This window comes from Burkholderia sp. NLJ2 (assembly GCF_049487195.1).
GTDB classification, from domain to species: Bacteria; Pseudomonadota; Gammaproteobacteria; order Burkholderiales; family Burkholderiaceae; genus Burkholderia; species Burkholderia pyrrocinia.
The window spans coordinates 2745365-2770886 of the sequence record NZ_CP137810.1 but is presented as its reverse complement, the minus strand read 5'-3'; the positions used below and the strand labels follow the sequence as shown (position 1 = coordinate 2770886).

The following is a 25522-nucleotide window of genomic DNA, read 5'->3' as shown; positions in this document are numbered from 1 at the left end:
GTGCGCGCCTCAGATCACTTCGCTGAAGAGACGTCCCCAGCCCTTGACCTGCCGCGTGTCGTAGTCGGCGAGCTGCAGCGACTTCCACACGACGGTCGAGATCGTGTCGTAGATCGGGATGCCCGTCTCCTCCTCGAGCGCCGGCACCAGATGCGCGGCGTTCAGGTTGGTGCAGAAGATCGAGATCGCGCGCGGGCCGGCCTTCGCGACTTCGCGCACCATCCCGCCGATCTGGTCGCCCGTGACTTCGGAGAACGAGAAATTGACCTTCAGGTTCAGGTGGCGCTCGGCGATGCAGTCCAGCCCCGAGCGGCGATAGTTGTCGACGATCTTCGTCTGCACGTCGTCGAGGTACGGCGTGACGAGGCCGAACTCGTGCGCGCTCGTCTTGTTCAGGATCTCGTTGAGCGCGAGCACGGAGGTCGTCGCCGGAATGCCGGTCGCCGCTGTGATGCGCTCGCACAGCCGCTCGTCGGCCTCGAAGCCGAGCCAGCCCGACGACGTGCCGTTCCACGCGATCACGTCGACCTTCGCATCGGCGAGCAGCATCGCGGCCTGGATGATCTTGTCGTCGTCGAACTGGCCGAGCGCCTGGCCCGTCAGCGAAATCTCGGTGACCGGGAAGCGCGCGAAATGCGCGGACACGCCCGGCAGGCCGGCGACCATCGCGCTCGTCAGCGGTTCGAGCGAGGTGTTGGAGGACGGCGTCAGCATGCCGAGCAGGGTGCGTTTTTTCATGATGAGTCTCTCTACCAGTGAAAGCAGTGAATGCGGTAAATGCGGTGAAAGGGGCCGGTCAGACGGGGAGCTTGTTTTCGTAGTCGATCGCGCTGGAGCACACGAGCAGGCCGACGCCGGCCGCCGCGAACACCATCAACGCAAGGAAATAGGAGCCGGTGAACTGCACGATCGCGCCGACGAGGATCGGCACGGTGATGCCGCCGATGTTGCCGCCGAGGTTCATGAGCCCGCCGAGGAAGCCGATCTTGTTGCGCGTGCCGAGCGACGACGGGATGCACCAGTACAGCCCGCACCAGCGCAGGAAGAACAGCGTCGACGACAGCAGCGCGACGACGACGAGCGGGTTCGTCACATAGGCGACGGAGAAGATCGACACGGTGGCGATCACCGCGGCGATGCCGAACAGCGTGCGCATCACGACGTTCGGGCGGCCGCCCGCTGCTTTCCACTTGTCGGCGATCCAGCCGCCGAGCAATTCGCCGACGAAGCCGCTGAAAAAGATGATGAAGGTCGAGCCGCCCATCTGCTTGATGTCGAAGCCGTGCACCTTGTGCAGGTAGTTCGGCATCCACGTGAGCAGCCCGTAGAACACGCTGTTGAAGCACATCCAGCCGAAGAACATGCACCACACCGAGCGGTACTTGAAGAAATCGCGCGAGCGGCCCGACGCGCCGGCCGGCTCGGCCGCGAGGTCGCTCGCATGCGACGCCTCGATGTATTCGGCTTCCAGGTCGTTGACGCCCGGATGCTCACGCGGCGAATTGCGGATGTAGCGCCACGCGAGCAGACCGGCCAGCACGGTGCCGACGCCGGCCACCGCGAACGCGAGCCGCCACGAGCCGAGCACCGCGATCAGCCCGGCGATCAGCACCGCGCCCAGTGCCGCGCCGAGCGGCGCGCCGCCGTCGAGCAGCGTGGCGCCGCGGCCGCGCTCGGTCTGCGTCATCCAGATCGCGTTGAGCTTGCCGCCGGCCGGATAGATCGGCGCTTCGGCCGCGCCGAGACCGAGGCGCGTGAGCAGCAGCGACGGCGCGTTCGTGCACAGCGCGGCGATCGCCTGGAAGAAGCCCCAGAACACGGTCGCCGTCGCGATCACGATGCGCGGCTTGAACCGGTCGGCCAGCATCCCGCCCGGAATCTGCATCACCGCGTAGGTCCAGAAGAACGAACTGAGGATCAGACCCTCCATCGCAGGCCCGATATTGAACTCCTGCGAGATGTAAGGCATGGCGACGGACAGCGACGCGCGATCGACGTAGTTGATCGCGATGAGGCTCAGCATGACGATGAATATCTTCCAGCGGACAGCGGATTTGCCGACCGTCATGGCGGCGACACCGGAGGTTGAAGACATGGACGGACTCCAGGAGTGAACGAGGATGGTCAGGACGTCGCGCAACGTGGAACCGAGTATAGGATTAGAAATTTATAATTACACATGGTGTAAACACTTGGTTTTATTGAAATTGTGTTTACGCCAACAACGGCCCGGCTGACCCCGATATCGTGATAAGCTTGCACCCATCATGAGCCAGACACCCCGCAATCCCCTGCTTCTGCGCACGCGCGGCATGGCCGCGGAGATCGCCGCGCGCCTGCGCGTGATGATCGACGAGGGCGAACTGCCGCCCGGCGCGCGGATCGACGAAAAGGAACTCAGCCTCGCGTTCGACGTGTCGAAAACGCCGCTGCGCGAAGCGCTGAAGGTGCTCGTCGCGGAAGGAGCCGTCACGCATCGCCAGTACATCGGCTATCGCGTCGCGTCGATCGACGTCGACGACCTGGTCGCGACGTTCGAGCTGCTGCACGGGCTCGAGGCGATGGCGGGCGAATTGCTGCGCAAGCGTATCGGCGCGTCGACGCTCGCCGGGCTGCAGGCGAAGCACCGGCGGATGATCGAGTGCCACGAGGCCGGCAAGCGCGTCGAATATTTCCGGCTGAACCAGCAGATCCACCAGATGATCGTCGACGCGGCCGGCAACCCGGTGCTGTCGGGTATCTATGCGTCGCTGATGTCGAAGGTGCACCGCGCGCGCGGTGCCGCGAACACGGACTCGCTGCGCTGGGCCGAATCGCTGCACGAACACGAGGAAATCATGGCCGCGCTCGCCGATCCCGACCACGCAGTGCTGCCGCAGGTGCTGCGCAGCCATTCGGAGAACACCGCGCGCGAGGTGCTCGCGATCCTCGATCGCACGGGCACGGCCGACGCACCGGACAGGCGCTCGGCCGAAGCGTGACGGCTTGAGGGCTTGAGGGCTTGAGGGCTTGAGGGCTTGAGGGCTTGAGGGCGTGAGAGCGTGAGGGCCCGAAGCCCCGAACAACGCCGCTACGCGCCCCGCAACGCCCGCCGCGCCACTTCCGCGAAATAACGCGCGCCGACCGGCAGGATCTCGTCGTTGAAATCGTACGTCGCGTTATGCAGCGGCACGCCGCCGCGATCGGCCGTTTCGCCGTTGCCGATGAACACGAAATTGCCGGGCACGGCCTGCAGGAACGCCCCGAAATCCTCAGAGATCATCATCGGCTGCACGTCGGCGTTCACCGCGCCGGCGCCTGCGATATGCGCCGCGGCCTGCACGGCCGTATCGACCCATTCCAGGGAATTCACCGTCGGCGCGAACTCGTGCGTGTAGTCGAACGTGCAGGTCGCGCCGTGAGTACGGCAGATCCCTTCGCTGATCTCGCGCATCCGCGTTTCCAGCAGCGCCTGCACGTCGCGCGAATAGCTGCGCGTGTCGCCCTTGATCGTCACGGTCGACGGCAGCACGTTGCGCAGCCCGTCGGTGATGAATTCCGTACACGAGATCACGGCCTGCTGGCCCGGATCGAGATTGCGCGACACGATCGTCTGCAGCGCGAGCACGATCTGCGAGCCGATCACGATCGGATCGATGCCCATGTGCGGGCGCGCCGCATGCGTGCCGCGCCCATCGATCCGGATCACGAAATTGTCTTCGCTCGCCATGATGCCGCCCGCGCGCGTCGAGAACGTGCCCGCGCGCATGCCCGGCATGTTGTGCGCACCGAAGATCGCGTCGACCGGAAAGCGCTCGAACAGCCCGTCGGCCATCATCGCCTTCGCGCCGCGGCCATGCTCCTCGGCCGGCTGGAAGATGAAGCGCACCGTGCCGTCGAAGTCCTTCCGCTCGGCCAGCAACTGCGCGGCGCCGAGCACCATCGACATGTGGCCGTCGTGCCCGCACGCATGCATCTTGCCGGGCGTGCGCGACGCGTGTTCGCGGCCCGGCGCGTGCTCGACGATGTTCAGCGCGTCCATGTCCGCGCGGATGCCGATCGCGCGTTGGCCGGTGCCGACCGTCAGGTTCGCGACGAGCCCCGTGCCGCCGATGCCGCGATGCACGTCGAGCCCGAGCGTCGTCAGGATGCGCGCGACGTAGTCCGACGTGTTCAGCTCTTCGAAACCCGTCTCCGGATGCTGGTGCAGATACCGGCGCCAGGTCTTCAGTCGCCCCTGCAGCGTGCTTTCTTCGGTTGCGTCGACTGCATCGATTGGGTCCATTGCGCTTGCCTCGTCGGTCGTTGTGTCGTTCAGGCCGCTACCGCCGCGCGGTTCAGCCAGTCGCGCTGCCGCGCGAGCACCGCGTCGGCCGTTTCGCCGACGCAGCTCCGGTACACGGACGGCGCCGTTGCGCCTTCCGTATTGATCGCCAGCACGCGCGAGCTCGCGTCGAGCCCCGCCTGCCGCGCGCTCGCAGGGTCGCGCATCAGCACGTCCAGCCCCGCAATGCCGGCCGCGCCCGATTCGCCGGCGACGAACGGCACGTCGCGTTCGCTGCCGGCCGCGAGGCCGCGCATCGCGTGCACCGCGTCTTCATCGTCGATCAGCATGAAATGGTCGATGCACAGCTCGAGGAAATCCCATGCGAGCGGCGACGCCTCGCCGCATGCGAGCCCGGCCATCACCGAATCGACGCTGCCGGTCGCCTTCGCCGCCCGCCCCGCGAGCGCGCTCTGATACAGACAGTCGGCCTGGCGCGGCTCGACGACGATGAAATGCGGCCGCTGCGCGCCGTCGCGCTCCCACAGGTAACTCGCCACGCCCGCGGCGAGGCCGCCCACGCCGCCCTGCAGCAACACGTGCGTGAATGGCCGCCCGTCGTCTTGCGCCGCCTGCGCGGCGGCCTCGGCGGCGATCACGCCGTAACCCTGCATCACGTCGCGCGGAATCGCTTCGTAGCCGTCGTACGACGTATCCGACACGACGTACCAGCCGTTCGCCTGCGCAAGCTGCGCCGCGCAGACGACCGACTCGTCGTAGTTCCCCGCGATGCGCACGATCCGTGCGCCATATGCCGAGATCGCGCGTTCGCGCTCGGCGTCGACATTCGCGTGCAGCACGATCACGCACCCGCAGCCGATCGCGCGCGCGGCGGCGGCCAGTGCGCGGCCGTGATTGCCGTCGGTCGCGCTGATCACCGTCAGGTCGGCGAGCTGCGCTGCGTAGCGGCCGGTGACCAGCCCCTGCGGATCGAGATCGTGGGTGCGCCGCAGGCGCTTCACGAGCCGCACCAGCGCAATCGGTGCGCCGAGCGCCTTGAAGCTGCCGAGCGGCGAGCGGCACGACTCGTCCTTCACGCTGACGCTCGCGACGCCGAGCCGCGCGGCGAGGTCGGGCAACGCGCGCAGCGGCGTACGCGCGTTGCCGACGAGCGGCCAGTGGGACAGCCACGCGCCGCTTTCGTCGGCCGACGCGATGTTCATGACGCGACGCAGCGCGTTCGGATAGGCGGCGCGCGACGCGCGCGGGTTGGCGATCAGCATGGCGAGAGGCTCCGGAGCAGGACCGCGCCGGCGGCCCGTCGGGTGGTTCGGATCGGGCAAGCGCGGGTTGCGTTCGCCGTCGGTCCGAAAAATAATATTGCGCATGCCGGTCAACAAAATCGCCAAATCGGTTGCCCGGACGCAAAAATTTCTCATTCTTTCGAGGTTTCGCGCACCATCATGACGACCCCACTCGATGCGTTCGATCGCAAGCTGTTGATGGAAGTGCAGCGCGACGCGCAGACGCCGCAAAGCGAACTCGGCGCACGCGTGAATCTGTCGACCGCGGCGGTGAACCGGCGCTTGAAGCGTCTCGCGGAAAACGGTGTGATCGAGCGCTATACGGCCATCGTCGCGCAGGACAAGGTCGATCATCCGTTGACGATCGTCGTGAACGTCGAGGTCGAAAGCGAGCAGATCGACCAGCTCGACGCGATGAAGCGAACCTTCGAGCGGTGTCCGCAGATCCAGCAGTGCTACTACGTGACGGGGGAATGGGATTTCGTGCTGATCCTCGCCGTGCGCAACATGGATCAGTACAACGCGCTCACGCGCGAGCTGTTCTTCGCGAACAACAACGTGAAGCGGTTCAAGACGCTGGTGAGCATGAGCCGCGTGAAGGTCGGGCTCGAGGTGCCGGTCGAACCCGGCGAATGAGTGCCCCAATGAAACGGCCGGCGCGCAACTGCATGCGCCGGCCGCATCCCATCGACGGCACCGTCAGCGGCAACTGAAGCTCGCCGCCGAATTCACGTCGCCGGAGCCGTTGTAGCGCGCCACCTGCGGATACGGGCACAGCGGGCGCGTACGCCCCGCACCCCACGATGCGGGCACGTCCGCATTCGGCACCGCGTTCGTCGCGTCGCGCGCGGCGGCCACGATCGCGGCGGGCGCCTGCCCCTGCTCGACCCACGCGACGAGCGGCGTCAGCATATCGAACTGGTCGGCCGCCGGCCCGCCCGCACAGTGGTTCATCCCGGGCACCGGATAGAAGCGCGCGAAGCTCGACGCATCGCCGCCGTTCGCCTGCGCGACCCGCTGGTACCAGTCGGTCGTGTCGTTGGACGAGAACACCGGGTCGCCCGTGCCGTGATAGACGAGCAGCTTCGCGCCGCGCGACTTCAGCGCGGACAGGTTCGTCTCGTCGGGCGGCGTCATGAACGACCACGCGGATTGCGTGTACACGCCGTTGGTCGCGAAGATCGCCGGCGCGTCGTTGTCCATGTCGAAGCCGAGCGCGAAACCGGGCAGGTTCGCGAGCGTCGCGGCACTCTTCGGCGGCGACATGAACGTGAACGCCATCGCGACCGGATCGAGCGTGATGGAATTCGATTGCTTCCACGCGGCCCAGCCGCCGCCGGCCACGCCCGGATCGTACGGAAAGCTCGCATAGAGCGCCGTACCCGCGCTGTTGCGCGCACCCGCGAACACGTTCTCGAGCGCGGTCTTCTGCGCGGTCGTCAGGCATGCGCCGGTGCGCGTGCCGTTCGCGCAGGTCGGGATGTCCGTCTCGACGCTGAAGTGCGCCTGGCACGCGGCGACGTCCTGCACCATCCCGTCGGCCACGCCGTCGAGCGCATCGCATTTGTCGAGGATCTTCGCGCCGACGAACTGGCGCTCCGTGTCGGTGAAGCCGCTGCGGATATCCGGCAGCCCGTTCGACCCGGTCGCCGACGCGATCTTCGCGAACTGCTGCGCGCCGTACATCTCGCCGATCGCCGCCTTCGGCAAATGGAAGCCCGGATCGCCGGCGATGATCCCGTCGTAGTCGGCCGGGTTGCGCACCGCCGTGACCATCGCGTGACGGCCGCCGTTCGAGCAGCCGCCGAAGTAGCTGCGGTCGGGCACCTTTCCGTAGGCGAGACGGATCACCTGCTTCGCCATCGGCGTCAGCGCATCGACGGCGCCGTAGCCATAGTCGAGCCGCGCCTGCGGATCGACGCCGAACAGCGGGTTCTGCGCGCCGCTGTGCCCGGAATCCGAGCTGATCACCGCGAAGCCCTGGTTCAGCGCATCGGTCAGCGGCCCGCCGCCGCCGATCTCGCCGGTCGCGGTCACGACGTTACCGTCGAGCCCGCCGTTCGCCTGGTAGAAAAAGCGGCCGTTCCATGCCTTCGGCAGGCGCATCTCGAAGCCGATCGCATAGGTTTTGCCATCGACCGCGCTCACGCGCTCGTTCATCTTCCCTGCGATCACGCAGTGCTCGGCGATCGGCTTGCCGGCCACCGTCAGTGCGCCGGCGGCCGCGGTCGTTACCGACGTGAACGACGTGTTCGCATACGCGAGCTTCGCCGCGAGCGCGTCGCAGGTCTGCGCCATCGCGGCCGGCGTCGCGGCGCTCAGGTGCGTGGGCGCGGAGTTGACCGAATCGTCGCCGCCGCAACCGGCGAGCATCGCCGCGGACAGCGGTGCAATGCAGAGGAATACGGATTTTCTGTTCAAGATATCTCCCGTTCGTCAGGTTGCCGGATCAGAACAAGTGCTTGACGCCGACCATCGCACCGAGCTGCCCCATCCCCGCGCCGGGCGTCGTGCCGGGGCCGCCGCCGCTGACCGCGTAGCGCGCGTGCGCGCTGTTCCACAGATACGAGCTTTGCGCGTAAACCGACGTGCGCTTCGTCAGCAGGTAGGTCGCGCGCAGCGTCGCCATCGTCGCGCGCGTGTCGTGCGCGCTGTTGACGATCCGGTAGCCTTCGCCGTCGACGATGAAGTCCGGCTTGACCGCATACGACGCACCGACGAAGAACAGGTCGGAATGCGCGCCGGGCGCAGCCGGCGAACCGGTCGACACGCGCCGCCCGATCCAGCCCGCGCCGATCCGCGCACCCGCGGCCTGCGCGTACGCGCTCACGTGCACGCGCGCGTCCTTGCCCCCGCTGCTGGTGAAGGGCACCGGCGCGACGCCGTCGAAGAAGTTCGCGGCCGCGCCGGTGCCGCCGCGCTGCTCCTCGTACGACGCCGCCGCACCGAAATACGCGCTGTCGTACTTGAGCATCGCCGACCAGTTGCGGCATTCGACCGCGTGGCCCGGCACCTGCCCCGCGCACGTGCCCTGCCCCGGCGAGTTGCCGGTGCCCGCGCCGTCGCGGCCGAACGAATAGGCGGCGCCGAGCGTCACGCCGCGATAGGTGCCGAGGTAGGTCACCGCGTTGTCGGCGCGGCCGTTCGGCACGTACGCGTCGAACGAGCCGAGCCCGTAGATGTCGGGGCCGATGATGTCCGCGCCCTGCAGCGCGAGGTAGGTCATCGTGTACTGGCGGCCGAACGCGAGCGTGCCGAAGCCGCCCTTCAGCCCGACGAACGCCTGCCGGCCGAACAGCCGGCCGCCCTGGCCGAGATCGCCGCCGCGCACGTTGAAGCCGCTTTCGAGCACGAACACGGCCTGGTAGCCGCCGCCGAGATCCTCGCTGCCGCGCAGGCCCCAGCGCGACGGCATCTCGCCGGTCACGCCCGGCATCCGCACCACGTGGTCGCCGGCCGCGTTCGCGTGCGACACGTATTCGACGCCGGTGTCGATGATCCCGTACAGCGTCACGCTCGACTGCGCGTGCACGCTCGTCGCGGCCAGCGCGCATGCGCCGGCCGCCAGCAAGGCTTTGGTGTGCTTCATGGTTAGTGTCTCCAGACCTGCGTCGATATCGCGCTCTGCCGGCGCTCGTGGGTGAAAGTAAAGAAACTCAGTCGTGTGCCTGCGGCCTGCGGATCAGCACCAGCGCCGCGATGGCAGCGACCAGCGTGACGGGGATGCTCGCGCCGATCACGACCGACGCGCTGCGGCCCATCGCGAGCAGTTGGGCGGCCGCGAGCGGGCCGACCACGGAGCCGAGCCGGCCCACCGCGACCGCCGAGCCGACGCCGGTGCCGCGCATCGCGGTCGGGTAGTACATCGCGGCCAGCGCATACAGCACCGACTGGCCGCCGACCACGAACATCCCGGCCGCGAACGCCGCGGCGGACAGCCATACGAGCCCGGGCGCGATCGCGAGCGCGGCGAGCGACAGCACGATCCCCGCATACATGCCGCCGACGACGCGCGACGGCCGCATCCGGTCCATCGACATGCCGATGCCGAGCACGCCGAGGCCGCTGCCGATGTTGAAGAAGATCTGCACGATCCCGGCCTGGCTGCGCGCGAGCCCCTTCGCCGCCATCAGCGACGGCAGCCAGTTCAGCAGGAAATACAGCACGATCAGCGTGCAGAAATAGCTGAGCCAGAGCGCGAGCGTGGTGCCCGTGCGCGCGCCGCCGAACAGCGTCTGTCCGACACCCGGGCGTGCGGCGCCCGACGCGCTGACGTCGAGGAACGCGCGCGATTCCGGCAGCAGCGCGAGCAGCAGCGGGGCGAGCAGCAGCGGCCCGATGCCGCCGACGTAGAAGATGTGTCGCCACTCGGTGTCGCCGGCCAGCAGCACGCCGATCAACGATGCGATCACGCCGCCGAACGGAATGCCGCAGTACATCACCGCGACCGCGCTGCTGCGCGAGCGCGCGTCGGCCGCTTCGGACGACAGCGCGATCAGGTTCGGCATCGCACCGCCGAGGCCGAGGCCGGTCAGCGCGCGCACGACCACCAGCATCGCGAAGCTCGACACCTGCGCGGTCGCGATCGACAGCAGCCCGAACAAGCAGACCGACGCGATCAGCACATGCTTGCGGCCGATCCGGTCGGCGAGCCAGCCGCCGAGCATCGCGCCCGGCAGCAGGCCGAACGTGCCTGCGCTGAACGCGAGCCCCATCTGCGAAACCGTGAGCCCGAACTCGTGAGCCATGCGCGGCGCGGCGACGCCGACCGACTGCAGGTCGAGCCCCTCGAGCAGCGCGATCGCGAAACACAGGCCGAGCGTCGTCGCGACGGCCGGCCTCTCGGCAACGGAAGTGTCCATGTCGTCTCCAAACCTTGTACTGCGCGTCATGCCGGGACGCATGCGCGGTGTCTTTGCCGTGATCGGACCGTGCTTCAGAAATTATCAGGTAGCCTGATTCACTGTCCGAAATAAAATCCGCGCGACCAGCCGGTCGTGCGGACCGTCATCCCATCGAAGGACGGGACGATTTAATAACAGGTAACCTGATATTTCAAGTGTGTGACGCGCCGGTGTTAACCCGCAACGCGCGCGGAAGCCGGCCGGGCAAGGCCGGGCGGAACGACGAATGAAGCGAAAACGCGGCTCAGTCGCGCAGGTTGCGCACGAACAGCTCGAGCGTGCGCTGGACCTGCGCCGCGTCGGCGGCGGTGAGGTCGTCGCCGAGCATCCGGCGCTCGAGCGGCCGCAGCACCCGTTCGCATTCGCGCAGGATCGCCGAACCTTCGTCGGTCAGGCGCAGCAGGATCACGCGGCCATGATTCGGATCGGCCTCGCGTGTGACGAAGCCGCGGGCCGCCATCGCGATCATCACCTCGTTCGCGGATTGCGGCGTGATGAACGAGCGCACCGCGAGCTGCGCATTGGACAGCGCGCCGCGCGCCTCGAGCACCGACAGCGCCGTGTATTGCGCGAGCGTCACGCCGAGCGGTGCGAGCGCATCACTCATCTGGCGGCGCAGCAGCCGATCGAGATTGCCGATCAGGTAGGTCAGCCGCTGTTGGGCACGCATGGGCGGCTTCGCCTCGGTGGCACGGGCAGCGCGTTTCGCGCCGGCCGGTTTGGCGGGTGTCGAACTCATGAAGGTGTCGGGAGGAATATCGCGGGCCATCTTACCTCACGCGGCCCGCATGGCGGACAGGCTCGCATCGCCCGAATCGCGGTGGCTGGCGCGCTGTATACAACACAAGCCCGACTCGGCAGTTTCGATCGTGGTTTACCCGTTGATTTGCACGATTCAGCTTGAACGCACGGCAGCGATGTATACAATTTTATCAAGTAACCTGATAACCCCGCACGCCAGCACCGGCAATGCGGCACTGCCCCCGATATCCGCCATGACCGACCTCGACGCTCCGACTTCCGATACCCGCGCCGCTTCCCCGTCGCAAACGGTCCGCACGCTGCTCGGCCTGCGCGAGCTCATCGTCGGCGGAGAACTCGCGCCCGGCGCACGCATTTCCGAACTGTGGGTCGTCGAGCGGCTCGGCGTATCGCGCACGCCGGTTCGGGCGGCGCTGATCCGGCTCCAGGAGGAAGGGCTGATCGAGCCGATCGCGACCGGCGGGTTTGCGGTGCGCGCGTTTTCGGCGCGCGAGATCGGCGACGCGATCGAACTGCGCGGCACGCTCGAAGGGCTCGCCGCGCGGTTCGCGGCCGAACGTGGCGTGCCGCCGTCGATGCTGCGCGACCTGCGCGCGTGCGCCGACGAGATCGACGTCCTGCTCGCCGGCCCGCTGACCGACGACACGTTCTCGCGCTACGTCGACGCGAATGCCCGCTTTCACCGGCTGCTCGCGGCCGCGGCCGGCAGCGACGTCGTCGCGCGGCAGATCGACAAGGTCGCGACGTTGCCGTTCGCGTCCGCGAGCGCGTTCGTCGTCGTGCAGTCGCTCGATCCGCGCGCGCACGAAACGCTGATCGTCGCGCAGGCCCAGCATCGCGCGGTGCTCGACGCGATCGAACGTCGCCAGGGCGCGCGCGCGGAAGCGCTGATGCGCGAACACGCGCAGATCGCGCACGACAACCTGCGGCGCGTGCTCGACAGCCAGCGCGCGATGACGAAGCTCAAGGGCGGCAACCTGATTCGCCGCGACGCCGGCTGACCGGCGCGCGGCACCTTCGCGCGGCGCACGACGCGCCGCTCATCCGACGATAGACACGGCGTGTGCACACGCCATGGAGGAGACGCATGTTCCTGAAAAACGCGTGGTATGTGGCCTGCACGCCGGACGAATTCGCCGGCAAGCCGCTGGGGCGGCAGATTTGCGGCGAACGCATGGTGTTCTTTCGCGACGCGGACGGCGCGGTCGCCGCGCTCGAGGATTTCTGCCCGCACCGCGGCGCGCCGCTGTCGCTCGGCACCGTGCGCGACGGCCGGCTCGTGTGCGGCTATCACGGGCTGACGATGGGCGCGGACGGCAAGTGCACGAGCATGCCGTGCCAGCGCGTCGGCGGCATTCCGGCGATCCGCCGCTATCCGGCCGTCGAGCGGCACGGCTTCGTGTGGGTGTGGCCGGGCGACCCGGCTGAGGCCGATCCGGCGACGATTCACCGGCTGCACTGGGCCGACGATCCGGGCTGGGCGTATGGCGGCGGTCTCTATCGCATCGACTGCGATTACCGGCTGATGATCGACAACCTGATGGACCTCACGCACGAGACCTACGTGCATGCATCGAGCATCGGGCAGCCGGAGATCGAGGAAGCGCCGCCCGCGACGAAGGTGAACGGCGACACGGTCACGACCAGCCGCTTCATGGAAGGCATCATGCCGCCACCGTTCTGGGCCGCCGCGCTGCGCGGCAACGGGCTCGCCGACGACGTGCGCTGCGATCGCTGGCAGATCTGCCATTTCACGCCGCCGAGCCACGTGATGATCGAGGTGGGCGTCGCGCATGCGGGCAAGGGTGGCTATCACGCCGACCCGCGCGACAAGGTGTCGAGCATCGTCGTCGATTTCATCACGCCGGAAACCGAGACGTCGATCTGGTACTTCTGGGGGATGGCGCGCAGCTTCGCGGTGGACGACCGCGCGTTGACGGAGACGATCCGCAACGGACAGGGCGCGATCTTCGCCGAGGATCTCGACATGCTCGAAGCGCAGCAGCGCAACCTGCTGCGCTGGCCGGACCGGCCACTGCTGAAGCTGAACATCGACGCGGGCGGCGTGCAGTCGCGACGCGTGCTCGACCGGCTGATCGACCAGGAGCGCGCCGCCGCGCTGCCGTGCTGACCGCGTGCCGCACCGCCGCCGCATCGCGGTGTGGCATGCCTACCTCACCATTCCCCATGAAAGTCACACTCATCCGCAAGCTTCCCGTCGCGACCGACATCTGCGCGTTCGAACTCGCGCCGGCAGACGGCACACCGCTGCCACCGTTTACGGCCGGCGCGCATATCGACGTCCACGTCGGCGGCTTCGTCCGCCAGTATTCGCTGTGCAACAGCCCGTCGGAGGCGGGCGTCTACCGGCTCGGCGTGCTGCGCGAGCCCGCGTCGCGCGGCGGCTCGCTCGCGATGCACGCATGCGAGCCCGGCGCGACGCTCGACATCGGCGCGCCGCGCAACCACTTCCCGCTCGACCCGCGGGCCGCGCACACCGTGCTGCTCGCCGGCGGCATCGGAATCACGCCGCTGCTCAGCATGGCCGCGCACCTGATCGAGACCGGCCAGTCGTTCGAGCTGCATTACTGCGCGCGCGAGCCGGCGCGCGCCGCGTTCCTCGACCGGCTCGACACGCCCGGGCTCAAGGCCCGCACGCGGCTCTGGTTCGACGACGCGCCGGACGGCCGGCGCATCGATTTCGCGCACGTGCTCGCGAGGCCGGATGCGCGCACGCACCTGTACGTGTGTGGCCCCGGCGGGTTCATCGGCGCCGTGCTCGCGGCGGCCGCGCAAGCCGGCTGGGATCCGGCGAATGTGCATCGGGAGTATTTCGGTGCGGCGGGCATAGGTGCGGCTGGCTCAGGCTCGACCGGCGTTGATGCCGCGGCTGCCCCGTGCGAAGACGGAGGCGACCACGCGTTCCAGGTATCGCTCGCGCAATCGGGCCGCGTCGTCGACGTGCCGGCCGGCACGACGATCGTCGACGCGCTGCGCGGCTGCGGAATCGAGGTGCCGGTATCGTGCGAGCAGGGCGTGTGCGGCACCTGCCTCACGCGCGTGCTGTCCGGCACGCCCGATCATCGCGACGTCTACCTGACCGACGACGAACGCGCGGCCAACGATCAGATGCTGCCATGCTGTTCGCGTGCGGTCACGCCGCTGCTGGTGCTGGATCTGTGAAAGTGCGTGCGGCGCGGTAGACGCGCCGCAGCGCGCGCGCCTTACGCGCCGCGCGCCGCGCCGGCAACGATCACGCCCGCATCGGCTGCGTCATACGCATACATCGCTTCGATCACTGCCGCGCGCTGCGTCAGCACCGCGCGCTGGTTGATCGAACCCTTGTCGGTGATTTCGCCGAGATCGAGCGACGGCGGCGTATCGAGCAGGCACAGCCGCGTGATGAACGTCGCGCTGCCGGTCGCGTCGCGGTTCAACCGCTGCAACAGGTCCGCAAAGAACGCGCGCACGGCCGGCGTCTGCAGCACGGCGCGCACGTCGGCGTCCGGCCCCGCGCCCGCGAGGCGGCGGCAATCGTCGACGCGCGGAAAGATCATCGCGCCGACATCGTCGCGGTTCATCCCGGTCACGACCGCGTCCTGCACGTACGGCGCGCCGTTCGACACGATCCGCGCGCGCATCGGCCCGACGCTCACGAAGGTCCCCGTCGAGAGCTTGAAATCCTCGGCGATCCGGCCATCGAACATCAGCCCGATCTCCGGACGCTGCGGGTCGACGAAGCGCACCGCGTCGCCGCTGCGGTAATAGCCTTCGTCGTCGAACACCTCGCGCGCGTCGTCGCGGCCTGCGCGCCAGTAGCCGGCCATTACGTTCGGCCCGCGAAAACGCGCCTCGAGCTTGCCGTCGACCGGCACCAGCTTCGCGTCGCAGCCGGGCGCGGGCAGGCCGATATAGCCGGCGCCCGACATCGGCCCGGTGGTGAACATGCACGACGGCGCGGCCTCGGTCATCCCGAGGCCCGCCATGATCCGGATGCGCTCGCCGCAGTGCGCGAGCGTCACGCGTTCGAGCCGGTCCCACGCGGCCTGCGACAGCCCCGCGCCCGCGAAGAAATACATCTTCACGCGCGAGAAGAAGGTCGCGCGCAGCGTCGCGTCCGTTTCGAGCGCGGCGGTCAGCTCTTCCCAGCCTTTCGGCACGTTGAAGTACACCGTCGGCGCGATCTCGCGCAGGTTGCGCAGCGTCTCGTCGAACTTGCCGGCGACCGGCTTGCCGTCGTCGATGTACAGCGTGCCGCCGTTGTACAGCGCAATCCCCACGTTGTGGCTGCCGCCGAACGTGTGATTCCACGGCAGCCAGTCGACCAGCACCGGCGGCTCGATGCCGAATTGCGGAAACGTTTCGAGCAGCATCTGCTGATTGCTGCACAGCATCCGGTGCGTGGTCGGCACCGCCTTCGGCAGCCGCGTCGAACCGGACGTAAAGAGGAACTTGGCGATCGTATCGCCCGTGATCGCCTCGTGCGCGGCGTCGACGCTGCCCGGCGCGGTGTCGAGCAGCGACGCGAAGCGCGTGACGCCGTGCATCCCGTCCGCCGCCGACACGACCACGCGCTCGACGTCGGGCGGCACCGTCGCATCGAGCGCGGCGCGGAACGCATTGCCGTCCGCGGCAAACACGAGCCCCGGCGTCAGCAGCGCCAGCGCATGGCGGAGCTTGCCGTAGTCGCTCGACACGAGCGAATACGCGGGCGACAGCGGCGCATACGGAATGCCGGCCCACAACGCGCCGAACGCGACCTGCAGGTGTTCGAGATCGTTGCCGGACAGGATCGCGACCGGCCGCTCGGCCGACAGCCCGCGATCGAGCAGCGCCTGGCCGATCGCGCGTGCGCGTTCGAGCATCTGCGCATAGCTGATGCCGATCCATGCGCCGTCGGGGCCGCGCCGCGCGACGAGCCAGCGGTCCGGGTGCGCCTGCGCACCGCTGACGAGCCGGTCGGTCAGCCGGCGCGGGTATGCGCCGAGCGCGGTCGATGCGCGCAGGGTCCAGCAGCCGTCGCGTTGCGCGATGTCGAGCGGTGCCGCGCCGATCGCGACGGGGCGGTAGCCGGCGGGGGCCGGCTGCGCGGCGGCGATGCCGCGCAGTTGGGTCGGATCCGCATCCAAGGTCTGTCTCCAGTCGGTTCCGCCGGCGCGTTCGCGGCGCGCGGCGGAAACTTCATTGTGTCGTTGTGTGTGCCGCGGCGCGGCGGCCCGCTCAGATCGGGTAGTGGCGCGGCGCGGTCTGCACGGTGATCCAGCGCAGGTCGGTGAATTCGGCGATCGACGCCTTGCTGCCGAACCGGCCGTAGCCGCTCGCCTTCACGCCGCCGAACGGCATCTGCGCCTCGTCGTGCACGGTCGGGCCGTTGATGTGGCAGATGCCCGACTCGATCCGTTTCGCGACCTGCATCGCGCGCGCGATGTCGCGGCTGAACACCGCGGCCGACAGCCCGTATTCGCTGTCGTTCGCGGCCGCAAGCGCCGCTTCGTCGCCGTCGACGCGCTGCACGGTCACGACCGGCCCGAACGATTCGTCCGCGTAGAGCTTCATGTCGCGCGTGACGCCGTCGACGATCGTCGGCTGCATCACCGCGCCGTCGACTTCGCAGCCGAGCGGCAACGCCGCGCCGTGCGCACGCGCGTCGGCGACCAGCGCCGCGATGCGCTGCGCGGCCGCCGCGCTTTCCAGCGTGCCGAGCACGACGCCCGGTGCGGCCGGGTTGCCGGCCTTCAGCGTACGCGCCTTCGCAACCAGCCGCTCGACGAACGCATCGGCGACTTTTCGGTCGACGATCACGCGCTCGGTCGACATGCAGATCTGGCCCTGGTTGAAGAACGCGCCGAACGCGACCGCGTCGACCGCCGCATCGAGATCCGCGTCGTCGAGCACGAGCACCGGCGCCTTGCCGCCGAGTTCGAGCAGCGCCGGCTTCAGGTGCTGCGCGGCGAGCGTCGCGACGATCCGGCCGACGCGCGTCGACCCGGTGAAGTTGACGCGCCGCACCGCCGGGTTCGCGATCAGCCGTTCGACGATCGCGGGTGCGTCCTGCGGCGCATGCGTGATCACGTTGACGACGCCGTCGCCGAGCCCCGCGTCATGCAGCACGCTGCCGATCAGCCGGTGCACGCCCGGGCACCCCTCGGACGCCTTCAGCACGACCGTGTTGCCGCACGCGAGCGGCATCGCGAGCGCGCGGGTCGCGAGGATCACCGGCGCGTTCCACGGCGCGATGCCGAGCACGACGCCGCACGGCTGGCGCACGGCCATCGCGAGGCTGCCCGGTACGTCGGACGGGATCACCGCGCCGTCGATCTGCGTCGTCATCGCGGCGGCCTCGCGCAGCATGTTCGCCGCGAGCATCACGTTGAAGCCGTACCAGTTCGCCATCGCGCCGGTTTCAGCGCGGCCGATTTCGATGAATTCGCCGGCGCGCGCGTCCATCCGGTCGGCCGCCGCGAGCAGCCGCCGGCGGCGTTCGGTCGGCGCGAGCGCCGCCCACGCGGGAAACGCGCGCGCGGCCGCCGCGACCGCGGCATCCGCATCGGCGAGCGTCGCCGCGGCGGCGCGCGACGCCACCTGTCCCGTCGCCGGATCGATCCGGTCGAACGTGCCGCCATCCGACGCGCCGCGCGACACGCCGTCGATCAACAAACTCACTTCGTGCATTTCGCTGTCTCCGCTCAGTCCGGTTGCGTGCCGCGTCGCGCGTCAGCGCTTGTACGCCTGCAGGCCCGGCTTGATGCTCTTGTCGTCGAGGAACTGCTTGAGGCCCTGCTCGCGGCCGCCTTCCGGATCGCGATAGTTCGCCTGGTCGAGCTTCGCGTACAGGTAATCCTCGTTCTGCTCCCACGTCAGTTCGCGGCAGCGCTTGAAGCCGTGCTTCGCATTGCGGATCACGACCGGATTCTTGTCGAGCAGCTTCGCGGCGAGCGCGAGCACTTCGTCGCGCAGTTGTGCACGCGGCACGCTCTTGTTGACGAGCCCCATCTTCGCGGCCTGCTGCCCGGTGAAGGTATCGCCGGTCATGATGTAGTACAGCGCCTCGCGATGCCCGACCGTGTCCGCCATCGCCTTGCTGACGAGGTTGCCCGGCGGGATGCCCCAGTTGATCTCCGACAGGCCGAACACGGCTTCGTCGGCCGCGATCGCGAGATCGCACGCGACGAGCGGCGAGAAACCGCCGCCGAAACACCAGCCGTTGACCATCGCGATCGTCGGCTTCGAATACATGCGCAGCAGTTGCCACTGCCAGCGGCTCGCGTCGCGGCGGATCTTTTCCTGCAGGATCTCCGGGCCCGCGTCCACTTCGCGGAAATACTCCTTCAAATCCATCCCGGCCGTCCATGCATCACCCTCGCCGGTCAGCACGAGCACCTGCGCTTCGGCGTCGAGCTCGACCGCTTCCAGCACGTCGATCATCTCCGTATTCAGCGTCGGGCTCATCGCGTTGCGCTTGTCCGGGCGGTTCAGCGACACCCAGGCGATCCCGCCCTCGACAGCGACCTTCACCGTTTTCCAGCGACCTTCGTAACTCATCTTCGTTCTCCAATGACAGTGCCGCCCTGCGCGACTCGACGCCAATTTACTATCAGGTAACCTGATATGTAAAGTAGAATGGAAGCGGCTCGGGACAAACCCCTAAACGGGCACGAACGCGCGGCTTCGCGCCGCGCGGCGCCTGCCCTTCACGACATGAGGAGACACGCTTGGACGTCCGCAACCTGATCGCCATCGACACGCACGTGCATGCCGAAGTGTCGTGCTGCCAGCCGCCCGACCTGTTCGCGAAGGCATTCGACGACGCGGCCGACAAGTACTTCGGCACGGTGCTGAAGCAGGGCCGCCGGCCGACGATTCCGGAGACGATCGCGTACTACCGCGAGCGCCGCATCGGCTTCGTGATGTTCACCGTCGACTGCGAGACGAACATCGGCCGGCGCCGCATTCCGAACGAGGAGATCGCGCAGTTCGCGCAGGACAACGCCGACGTCATGATCGCGTTCGCGAGCATCGATCCGCACAAAGGCCGCTTCGGTGCGCGCGAAGCGCGCCGCCTGATCGAGGAACACGGCGTGAAGGGTTTCAAGTTCCACCCGACGATGCAAGGGTGCTTTCCGAACGACCGGCTTGCGTATCCGATCTACGAGGTAATCGCCGAACACGGGCTGCCGGCCGTGTTCCACAGTGGCCATTCGGGGATGGGATCGGGCATGCGCGGCGGCGGCGGGCTGCGTCTGAAGTACTCCGAACCGATCCATCTCGACGACGTCGCGGCCGACTTTCCGGACATGAAGATCGTGATCGCGCACCCGTCGTGGCCGTGGCAGGAGCAGGCGCTGTCGATCGCGCTGCACAAGCCGAACGTCTACATCGATCTGTCGGGATGGTCGCCGAAGTATTTCTCGCCGGAACTGGTCAAGTATGCGAACACGCTACTCAGGCACAAGGTGCTGTTCGCGTCGGATTTTCCGCTGATCCAGCCGGATCGCTGGCTGGAGGATTTCCACGGCGCCGGGTTTCGGCCCGACGTGCACCCGCTGATCCTGAAGGACAACGCGGTTGCGTTGCTGGGACTGGGACTGGGGCTCGACGCGCCGCGCGAGTGACGCGCCGAGTGGTGAATGCGCCGATTGCGGCGTGGCGGCCGGCGCAGTCGTGCGACGATGCCGCGTCCGCCGGCCGCGCCGTGGCGTTCAGGTTGCGCGCTTCGGCATGAACCGCGCGGTCGGCAGCCCCGCATGCCGCGTCTGCGCGACGAACACGCCGCCCGCATGCGCATCGCTTGCCAGCACGTCGTCGCTCAGCCCGACGCGCGCGCTCGTCACGTACAGGCGGCCTTCGCCGTCGAGCGCCGCGCAGCTCGGCTGCGCGGTCGGCACGTCGACGCGCGCCGTCTCGACGCCGTCAGGCCCGTAACGCACCACCCGCCGTCCGCCCCACTGCGCGTTCCACAGGCCGCCGTCGCGATCGATCGTCGAGCCGTCCGGGTCGCCGTCCGGGTCGGTCAGGCGCGCGAACGGCCGCACATTCGCGACGTCGCCACCCGCACGGTAATCGCAGACGAAAATCTCGCGCACGAGCGAATCGCAGAAATACATCTTCGAACCGTCCGGCGCGAACGCGATGCTGTTCGCGATCGCCGCCGCCGGCAGCGCGAGCCGTTCGAGCGTCAGATCCGGATTGAGCCGGTAGAACCCGCTGACCGCGCGCGGCGGCTCGCTGCCCTCGTCCTTCATCCCGAACACGAACGCGCCGAACGGATCGCAGCGCCCGTCGTTCAGTCGGGTCGACAGCTCGGGCTCGACGTCGACGATCCGCGTGAACGCGCCGCTGCGCAGGTCGAAGAACGCGAGATGGGTCGCGAGCCCGACGAGCAGCACGTCCGGATCGCCGGTCAGCGCGAAACACGCGAGCCGCTCGGGCATCGCCCACGACGTCAGGTCGGAACCGTCCGCGCGGCATCGCCACAACTGCGCGCCTTCGATGTCCGTCCAGTACAGCGCGTGCGTCGTATCGCACCACGTCGCGCCTTCGCCGAGCGTGCTGCGGCTGTCGGCCAGCAGCGTCGCCGACGCGGCCGGATGATTCTGTTGCATGCCGTCTCCCGATATCTGTCGCGAATATCCGTCGCGTTAGCGGGCGGCGCGCTGCCGGTCAGATCTTCATCGCGCGCCGCTGGTTGCGACGATACTGGTCGAACAGCACCGCGAGCAACAGAATTCCGCCGCGTATCAGATATTGGTAAAACGTCGGTACGTTCAGCAGGCTCATCGCATCCTGCACCGCGCCCATGATCAGCACGCCAACCAGCACGCCGGAGATCGTCGCGACGCCGCCCGTCAGCGACACGCCGCCGAGCACGCACGCGGAGATCACGCCGAGCTCGAGGCCGACCGACGTCTTCGGATCGCCGAGGCTCATCCGCGACGCAAGCATCACGCCAGCGAAGCCCGTCACGAGCCCCTGCAGGACGAACACCGTGATCTTGATGCGCATCACCGGCAACCCCGCAAGCAGCGCGGCCTCGCCGTTGCCGCCTACGGCGAGCACGTTCTTGCCGAACACCGTCTTGCGCAGCAGGAAGCCGAACACGACGAAGCCGATGATGTTGCTCCAGATCGGATACGAGATGCCCAGGAACGAGCCGGCCCCGAGTTCGAAGAAGCGTTCCTCGGAGATCATCACCGCGTCGCCGTTCGACGTGATGAACGCGAGCCCGCGCACGACTTCCATCATCGCGAGCGTGACGATCAGCGAATTGATCCGGTAGCGCGCGATCAGCACGCCGTTGACGAGCCCGACCGCACCGCCCGCGAGCACGCCGGCCGCGGTGCCGAACAGCACGCTGTGCGTCGCGGTGATCAGCGTCGACGCGACGACGCCCGAGAACGCGACGATCGACGCGACCGACAGGTCGACCTCGCCGAGCGCGAGCACGAACATCATCGTCACCGCGATCGAGCCGATCAGCGTGACCGACAGCAGCAGACCCTGAATGTTGCGCGGCGTGAGGAAGTCCGGCACGGTCAGCGACAGCGTCGCGAACAGCACGAGAAACACCATCACGATGCCGGAGCGGTTGATCAGTTGCCACACGCCGCCGCGCGCTCGCGCGGGCGCGGCAGCGGCATCGGGGGATGGAGAACTACGTTGGGGTTGCATTGCCTGGCTCATGTCTCTTTCTTTCCGGTTGAACAGCAAGCCGCTAGCGCGGCAGCGCGAGCTTGATCAGCGCGTCGGGCGTCGCCTGCGCCTTCTCCACTTCGCCCGCGATCCGTCCTTCCTTCATCACGATGATCCGGTCCGACACGCCGATCACTTCGGCCAGATCGCTCGACACGAGGATCACCGTGCGGCCCGCTTCCGCGAGTTCGTAGAACAGGTTGTAGATTTCCGCGCGCGCGCCGACGTCGATGCCGCGCGTCGGCTCGTCCATCAGGAACACGTCGATGCGTTCGGCGAGCCAGCGCGCCAGCACGACCTTCTGCTGGTTGCCGCCGGACAACGCGCCGATCGGCGTGTCGCCGTCGCGGGTCTTGATCGCGAGCCGCTCGATGTAGCGTTGCGCGAGCTCGCGCTCGCGTCGCGTGTCGAGCAGCATGCGCGCCGGGCTGAAATGCCGGCGCGCACTGATGTTCAGGTTGTCGGCCACCGACGCGATCGCGACGATGCCTTCCTGCTTGCGGTCTTCCGGGCACAGCGCGATGCCGGCGCGCACCGCGTCGCGCGGGCTGGCAAACGCGACACGCCGCCCGCCCAGCTCGACGTGCCCGGCGCTCGGGCGCACCGCGCCGTACAGCAGCTTCATCAGTTCCGAGCGGCCCGCGCCGACGAGCCCGAAGAAGCCGACGATCTCGCCGCGCCGCGCGGTAAACGACACGGGCTCGGACAGCCCGGGCCCCGCCAGCCCCTTCGCCTCGATCAGCACGTCGCCGGCCGCGCGCGGCCGGTAGCCGTACACATCCTCGATCGAGCGGCCGACCATGCAGCCGATCAGCCGGTCGCGGTCGAGATCGGCGACCGAATCGAACGTGTCGATCCGGCGGCCGTCGCGAAACACGGTCACGCGGTCGCACAGTTCGTAGACCTCTTCCATCCGGTGCGTGACGTAGATGATCGCGCGGCCTTCCGCGCGCAGCGCGCGGATGATCCGGAACAGCTGCGTGGTCTCGCGCGCGGACAGCGAGCTCGTCGGTTCGTCGAACGCGATCACGCGCGCGTCGCGCATCAGCGCCTTGCCGATCTCGATCATCTGGCGCTGGCCGATCGACAAATACTTCACCGGAATGCCCGGATCGATGTGCTCGCCGAGCCGCTCCAGCGCATCGAGCGCACGCGCGGCGAGCGTGCGCTCGTCGACCACGCCGAGCCGGCTCGGCAACTGCCCGAGCATCAGGTTCTCGGCAACCGTCAGCTCGGGCACCAGATGCAGCTCCTGGTAGATGATCGCGATGCCGGCCTCGAGCGCGGCGCGCGTCGACGCGAAGCGCTGCACCGTGCCGTTCAGCGTCAGCGTGCCGGCCTGCGGCTGGTTCACGCCGGACAGCACCTTCAGCAGCGTCGATTTCCCCGCGCCGTTCTCGCCCATCAGCCCGTGCACTTCGCCCGCCCGCACCGACAGCGACACGGCGTCGAGCGCGCGCACGCCCGGGAACGTCACCGTGATGCCGTCGAGCGCGAGCAGCGGGGCGTCCTGCGGCGGTGCGCCTGCCGCAGCGTCGTTGCTGCGGGACACGGCCGTCATCGTCTGCGTCGTCATCGCGTTTTCGCCTCGCACCGCTCAGATGCCGAGCTCGGCGCGCACGGCCTGCCAGTTCGCGCGCGTCATCAGCTTGCCGCTCGTCTGCGTGTCGGCCGCCGGCGTCTTGCCGTTGCGGATCCAGTCGACGAGGTTCTGCGTGCTGTCCTTGCCGTGGTTCGTCGAGCTGACCGCGATCGTCCCGTAGAAGCCGGTCGGCTCCTTCTTCTGGAACTCGGCGAACGCTTCGCCCGCACCGTTGATGCCGACGCCGATCACGTCGGCCGACGGGATGTGCAGCTGTTCGGTCGCGCGCACCGCGCCGAGCACGGTTTCCTCGTTCAGTGCGTAGACCACCCATTTCTTCACGTTCGGATGCCGTGCGAGCACCGGCGCGGCCGCGCTGAAGCCGCCTTCGTCGTCGGTCGTCTTCTGCGGCGCGTCGAAGATGTTCTCCTTGCGGAAGCCGTTCGCGAGCAGCGCCTGTGTCGCGCCGTCGGTGCGCAGCTTCGCGGTCGGCAGCTCGTTGTTGGTGATCCGCAGCGCGCCGACTTCCTCGGGCTTCCAGCCGCGCCGCTTCATCTCGTCGGAGATCGCCTGGCCGACCTGGTTGCCGATCTTGGTCGCCGACATCCCGAGGTGCGGCACGTTCGCGAGCGGCTTGCCGGTCGAATCGACGAGCTGGTCGTCGACGGTCACGAACTTCATGTTGTAGCGCTTCGCGCGCGCGGAGATCGCCGGGCCGAGGCGCACGTCGGGCGCGCAGATCACGAAGCCCTGTGCGCCCTGCGAGCCGAGGTTGTCGATCGCGGCCAGCACCTTCTCGCCGTCGGGCGTGCCGATCTTCACGACCGAGAAATTCTCCTTCTGGCCGAGCGCGGATGCCGCGTTCTGCTCGTTGATGAACCACGCCTGCTCGGGCATCTTCACCAGGAAGCCGATCTTCAGCGGCGCGTCGGCGCGCGCGGCGCCCTGCATGCCGAGCGGCGCGATGCAAAGCGCGGCCAGCAGCGCACGCAGGGGGTGTCGGCGAATCGTGTGAGTCGTGCGGGTCATGCGGTGTCTCCTAGTATCGACTTGGGTCTTCATCATTCATCGTGCGCGGTCGCGGCGAAGCGCGCCGGCACATTCAGCGGCCGAACGCGTCGGTCTGCACGCGCCGGCCGAACAGAAACGCATCGGCGACGAGCCGCAGCGGCCGCACGTCGACGTCGCTTTCGCCGCGCGCGATCAGCGCGCGGAAGTGAGCATACAGTGCCGGATACTCGCGTTCGGGGCCGATCTCGACCGGCTCGCCGTTGATCGACAATTGCGCGCCGCCGCGGCTGATCGCGAGCACGCCGTCGGCCGTGTCGACCGCGATCTCCCATTGCTCGACCGGGCCGTGCCGCCAGTCGAATTCCGCGCGCACGGGCACGCCGTCGGTATCCGCGCAATCGAGTTCGGCCGCGATCGGCGTCTGTACGTCGCTCGGCACGAACAGCGTCGCCTCGCGCAGCACGAGCTCGCGCGGCAGGATCCGCGTGACGATCGACAGCGCATTGATGCCCGGATCGAACACGCCGAGGCCGCCCGGCTCCCAGATCCACTGCTGCCCCGGATGCCAGCGCCGCACGTCCTCCTTCCAGCGCACCTGCACCGCGCGGATCGCGCGCGTCGCGAGCCATGCGCGTGCGGGCTCCACCGCGCTCGCGCAGCGCGAATGCCAGGTCGCGAACAGCGTGAGGCCGCGCGCGTGCGCGAGCGCCTCCAGCGCGGCCACTTCGCCGAGCGTCGCGCCCGGCGGCTTCTCGAGCATCACGTGCTTGCCGGCTTCGAGCGCGGCGCGCGCCTGAGCGTAGCGCACTTGCGGCGGCGCGCACAGCGACACCGCGTCGAGCTCACGCTCGGCGGCCAGCAGCGCGCGGAGATCCTGATAGTTGCGCACGCCGGCGACTTCCGCGTGGCGGCTCGCGCACGCAGTCAGCGCGATGCCCGGTTCGGCGGCAATCGCCGGAAGATGCTGGTCGCGTGCGATCTTGCCGATCCCGACGACGCCCAGCGAAACCTGCTTGGTCATGGTGCG

22 protein-coding genes are annotated in these 25522 nt (G+C 68.5%); 6 read left to right on the top strand and 16 right to left on the bottom strand.

Features of this window, described 5'->3' with window-relative positions; all coding sequences use genetic code 11:
- Positions 1-9 precede the first annotated feature (9 nt).
- Both R9B84_RS34915 and R9B84_RS34910 read right to left on the bottom strand, forming a co-directional pair.
- The gene (locus R9B84_RS34915; RefSeq protein ID WP_423761924.1) at positions 10-738 is read right to left on the bottom strand and encodes a maleate cis-trans isomerase family protein; all 729 of its coding nucleotides are present in this window, start codon (positions 736-738) and stop codon (positions 10-12) included.
- Between the two features lie 58 nt (positions 739-796).
- A complete protein-coding gene (locus R9B84_RS34910; protein ID WP_423761923.1) occupies positions 797-2095 on the bottom strand; it encodes an MFS transporter in 1299 nt (432 codons plus the stop codon).
- 172 nt (positions 2096-2267) lie between these two features.
- On the opposite strand from R9B84_RS34910, the gene R9B84_RS34905 reads away from it, so the two are divergent.
- A complete protein-coding gene (locus R9B84_RS34905; protein ID WP_423761922.1) occupies positions 2268-2981 on the top strand; it encodes a GntR family transcriptional regulator in 714 nt (237 codons plus the stop codon).
- A gap of 89 nt (positions 2982-3070) precedes the next feature.
- Here the strand turns inward: R9B84_RS34905 and R9B84_RS34900 are convergent, their stop codons facing one another.
- The gene (locus R9B84_RS34900; RefSeq protein WP_423763544.1) at positions 3071-4255 is read right to left on the bottom strand and encodes a M20 aminoacylase family protein; all 1185 of its coding nucleotides are present in this window, start codon (positions 4253-4255) and stop codon (positions 3071-3073) included.
- Positions 4256-4293: 38 nt separating this feature from the next.
- Positions 4294-5526 carry a diaminopropionate ammonia-lyase gene (locus R9B84_RS34895; RefSeq protein WP_423761921.1) on the bottom strand — a complete coding sequence of 411 codons (1233 nt, stop codon included), beginning with the start codon at positions 5524-5526 and terminating at the stop codon, positions 4294-4296.
- 180 nt (positions 5527-5706) lie between these two features.
- Here R9B84_RS34895 and R9B84_RS34890 point away from each other — a divergent pair, with 180 nt between their 5' ends.
- Positions 5707-6183, top strand: coding sequence for an Lrp/AsnC family transcriptional regulator (locus tag R9B84_RS34890; RefSeq protein ID WP_423761920.1), 477 nt, complete (start codon positions 5707-5709; stop codon positions 6181-6183).
- Between the two features lie 63 nt (positions 6184-6246).
- Here R9B84_RS34890 and R9B84_RS34885 read toward each other — a convergent pair whose 3' ends face one another.
- The 4 genes from R9B84_RS34885 to R9B84_RS34870 form a co-directional block, all read right to left on the bottom strand.
- Positions 6247-7968 (bottom strand): tannase/feruloyl esterase family alpha/beta hydrolase, encoded by a 1722-nt coding sequence (locus R9B84_RS34885; protein WP_423761919.1) that lies wholly within the window; start codon positions 7966-7968, stop codon positions 6247-6249.
- A 28-nt stretch (positions 7969-7996) separates the two neighbouring features.
- Complete coding sequence (locus tag R9B84_RS34880) at positions 7997-9136, bottom strand: porin (protein WP_423761918.1); 1140 nt, start codon at positions 9134-9136, stop codon at positions 7997-7999.
- A gap of 67 nt (positions 9137-9203) precedes the next feature.
- On the bottom strand, positions 9204-10409 hold the full coding sequence (mhpT, locus tag R9B84_RS34875) for a 3-(3-hydroxy-phenyl)propionate transporter MhpT (protein WP_423761917.1): 1206 nt from the start codon (positions 10407-10409) through the stop codon (positions 9204-9206).
- A 286-nt stretch (positions 10410-10695) separates the two neighbouring features.
- A complete protein-coding gene (locus R9B84_RS34870) occupies positions 10696-11190 on the bottom strand; it encodes a MarR family winged helix-turn-helix transcriptional regulator (protein WP_423761916.1) in 495 nt (164 codons plus the stop codon).
- 256 nt (positions 11191-11446) lie between these two features.
- Here R9B84_RS34870 and R9B84_RS34865 point away from each other — a divergent pair, with 256 nt between their 5' ends.
- The 3 genes from R9B84_RS34865 to R9B84_RS34855 all read left to right on the top strand — a co-directional run bounded on the left by R9B84_RS34865 (position 11447) and on the right by R9B84_RS34855 (position 14396).
- Positions 11447-12214 (top strand): GntR family transcriptional regulator, encoded by a 768-nt coding sequence (locus R9B84_RS34865; RefSeq protein ID WP_423763543.1) that lies wholly within the window; start codon positions 11447-11449, stop codon positions 12212-12214.
- Positions 12215-12300: 86 nt separating this feature from the next.
- Positions 12301-13344 (top strand): Rieske 2Fe-2S domain-containing protein, encoded by a 1044-nt coding sequence (locus tag R9B84_RS34860; RefSeq protein WP_423761915.1) that lies wholly within the window; start codon positions 12301-12303, stop codon positions 13342-13344.
- A 56-nt stretch (positions 13345-13400) separates the two neighbouring features.
- The gene (locus R9B84_RS34855; protein ID WP_423761914.1) at positions 13401-14396 is read left to right on the top strand and encodes a PDR/VanB family oxidoreductase; all 996 of its coding nucleotides are present in this window, start codon (positions 13401-13403) and stop codon (positions 14394-14396) included.
- A 41-nt stretch (positions 14397-14437) separates the two neighbouring features.
- Here R9B84_RS34855 and R9B84_RS34850 read toward each other — a convergent pair whose 3' ends face one another.
- The 3 genes from R9B84_RS34850 to R9B84_RS34840 all read right to left on the bottom strand — a co-directional run bounded on the left by R9B84_RS34850 (position 14438) and on the right by R9B84_RS34840 (position 18755).
- Positions 14438-16342, bottom strand: coding sequence for a feruloyl-CoA synthase (locus R9B84_RS34850; RefSeq protein ID WP_423761913.1), 1905 nt, complete (start codon positions 16340-16342; stop codon positions 14438-14440).
- 91 nt (positions 16343-16433) lie between these two features.
- Complete coding sequence (locus R9B84_RS34845) at positions 16434-17885, bottom strand: aldehyde dehydrogenase (protein ID WP_423761912.1); 1452 nt, start codon at positions 17883-17885, stop codon at positions 16434-16436.
- A gap of 42 nt (positions 17886-17927) precedes the next feature.
- On the bottom strand, positions 17928-18755 hold the full coding sequence (locus tag R9B84_RS34840) for a p-hydroxycinnamoyl CoA hydratase/lyase (protein WP_423761911.1): 828 nt from the start codon (positions 18753-18755) through the stop codon (positions 17928-17930).
- A gap of 170 nt (positions 18756-18925) precedes the next feature.
- Between R9B84_RS34840 and R9B84_RS34835 the strand changes: the two genes are divergently transcribed.
- Positions 18926-19825, top strand: a complete 900-nt coding sequence (locus R9B84_RS34835; protein WP_423761910.1) for an amidohydrolase family protein — start codon at positions 18926-18928, stop codon at positions 19823-19825.
- An 87-nt stretch (positions 19826-19912) separates the two neighbouring features.
- On the opposite strand, the gene R9B84_RS34830 is transcribed toward R9B84_RS34835, so the two are convergent.
- From R9B84_RS34830 to R9B84_RS34810, 5 genes are all read right to left on the bottom strand, one after another.
- Positions 19913-20815, bottom strand: coding sequence for an SMP-30/gluconolactonase/LRE family protein (locus tag R9B84_RS34830; protein WP_423761909.1), 903 nt, complete (start codon positions 20813-20815; stop codon positions 19913-19915).
- 58 nt (positions 20816-20873) lie between these two features.
- The gene (gene araH / locus R9B84_RS34825; RefSeq protein WP_423761908.1) at positions 20874-21893 is read right to left on the bottom strand and encodes an L-arabinose ABC transporter permease AraH; all 1020 of its coding nucleotides are present in this window, start codon (positions 21891-21893) and stop codon (positions 20874-20876) included.
- 31 nt (positions 21894-21924) lie between these two features.
- The gene (gene araG, locus R9B84_RS34820; protein ID WP_423761907.1) at positions 21925-23478 is read right to left on the bottom strand and encodes an L-arabinose ABC transporter ATP-binding protein AraG; all 1554 of its coding nucleotides are present in this window, start codon (positions 23476-23478) and stop codon (positions 21925-21927) included.
- Between the two features lie 21 nt (positions 23479-23499).
- Positions 23500-24513 (bottom strand): arabinose ABC transporter substrate-binding protein, encoded by a 1014-nt coding sequence (locus R9B84_RS34815; protein ID WP_423761906.1) that lies wholly within the window; start codon positions 24511-24513, stop codon positions 23500-23502.
- Between the two features lie 73 nt (positions 24514-24586).
- Positions 24587-25516: a Gfo/Idh/MocA family protein gene (locus R9B84_RS34810; protein WP_423761905.1), complete on the bottom strand. Its 930-nt coding sequence runs from the start codon at positions 25514-25516 to the stop codon at positions 24587-24589.
- Positions 25517-25522 lie beyond the last annotated feature (6 nt).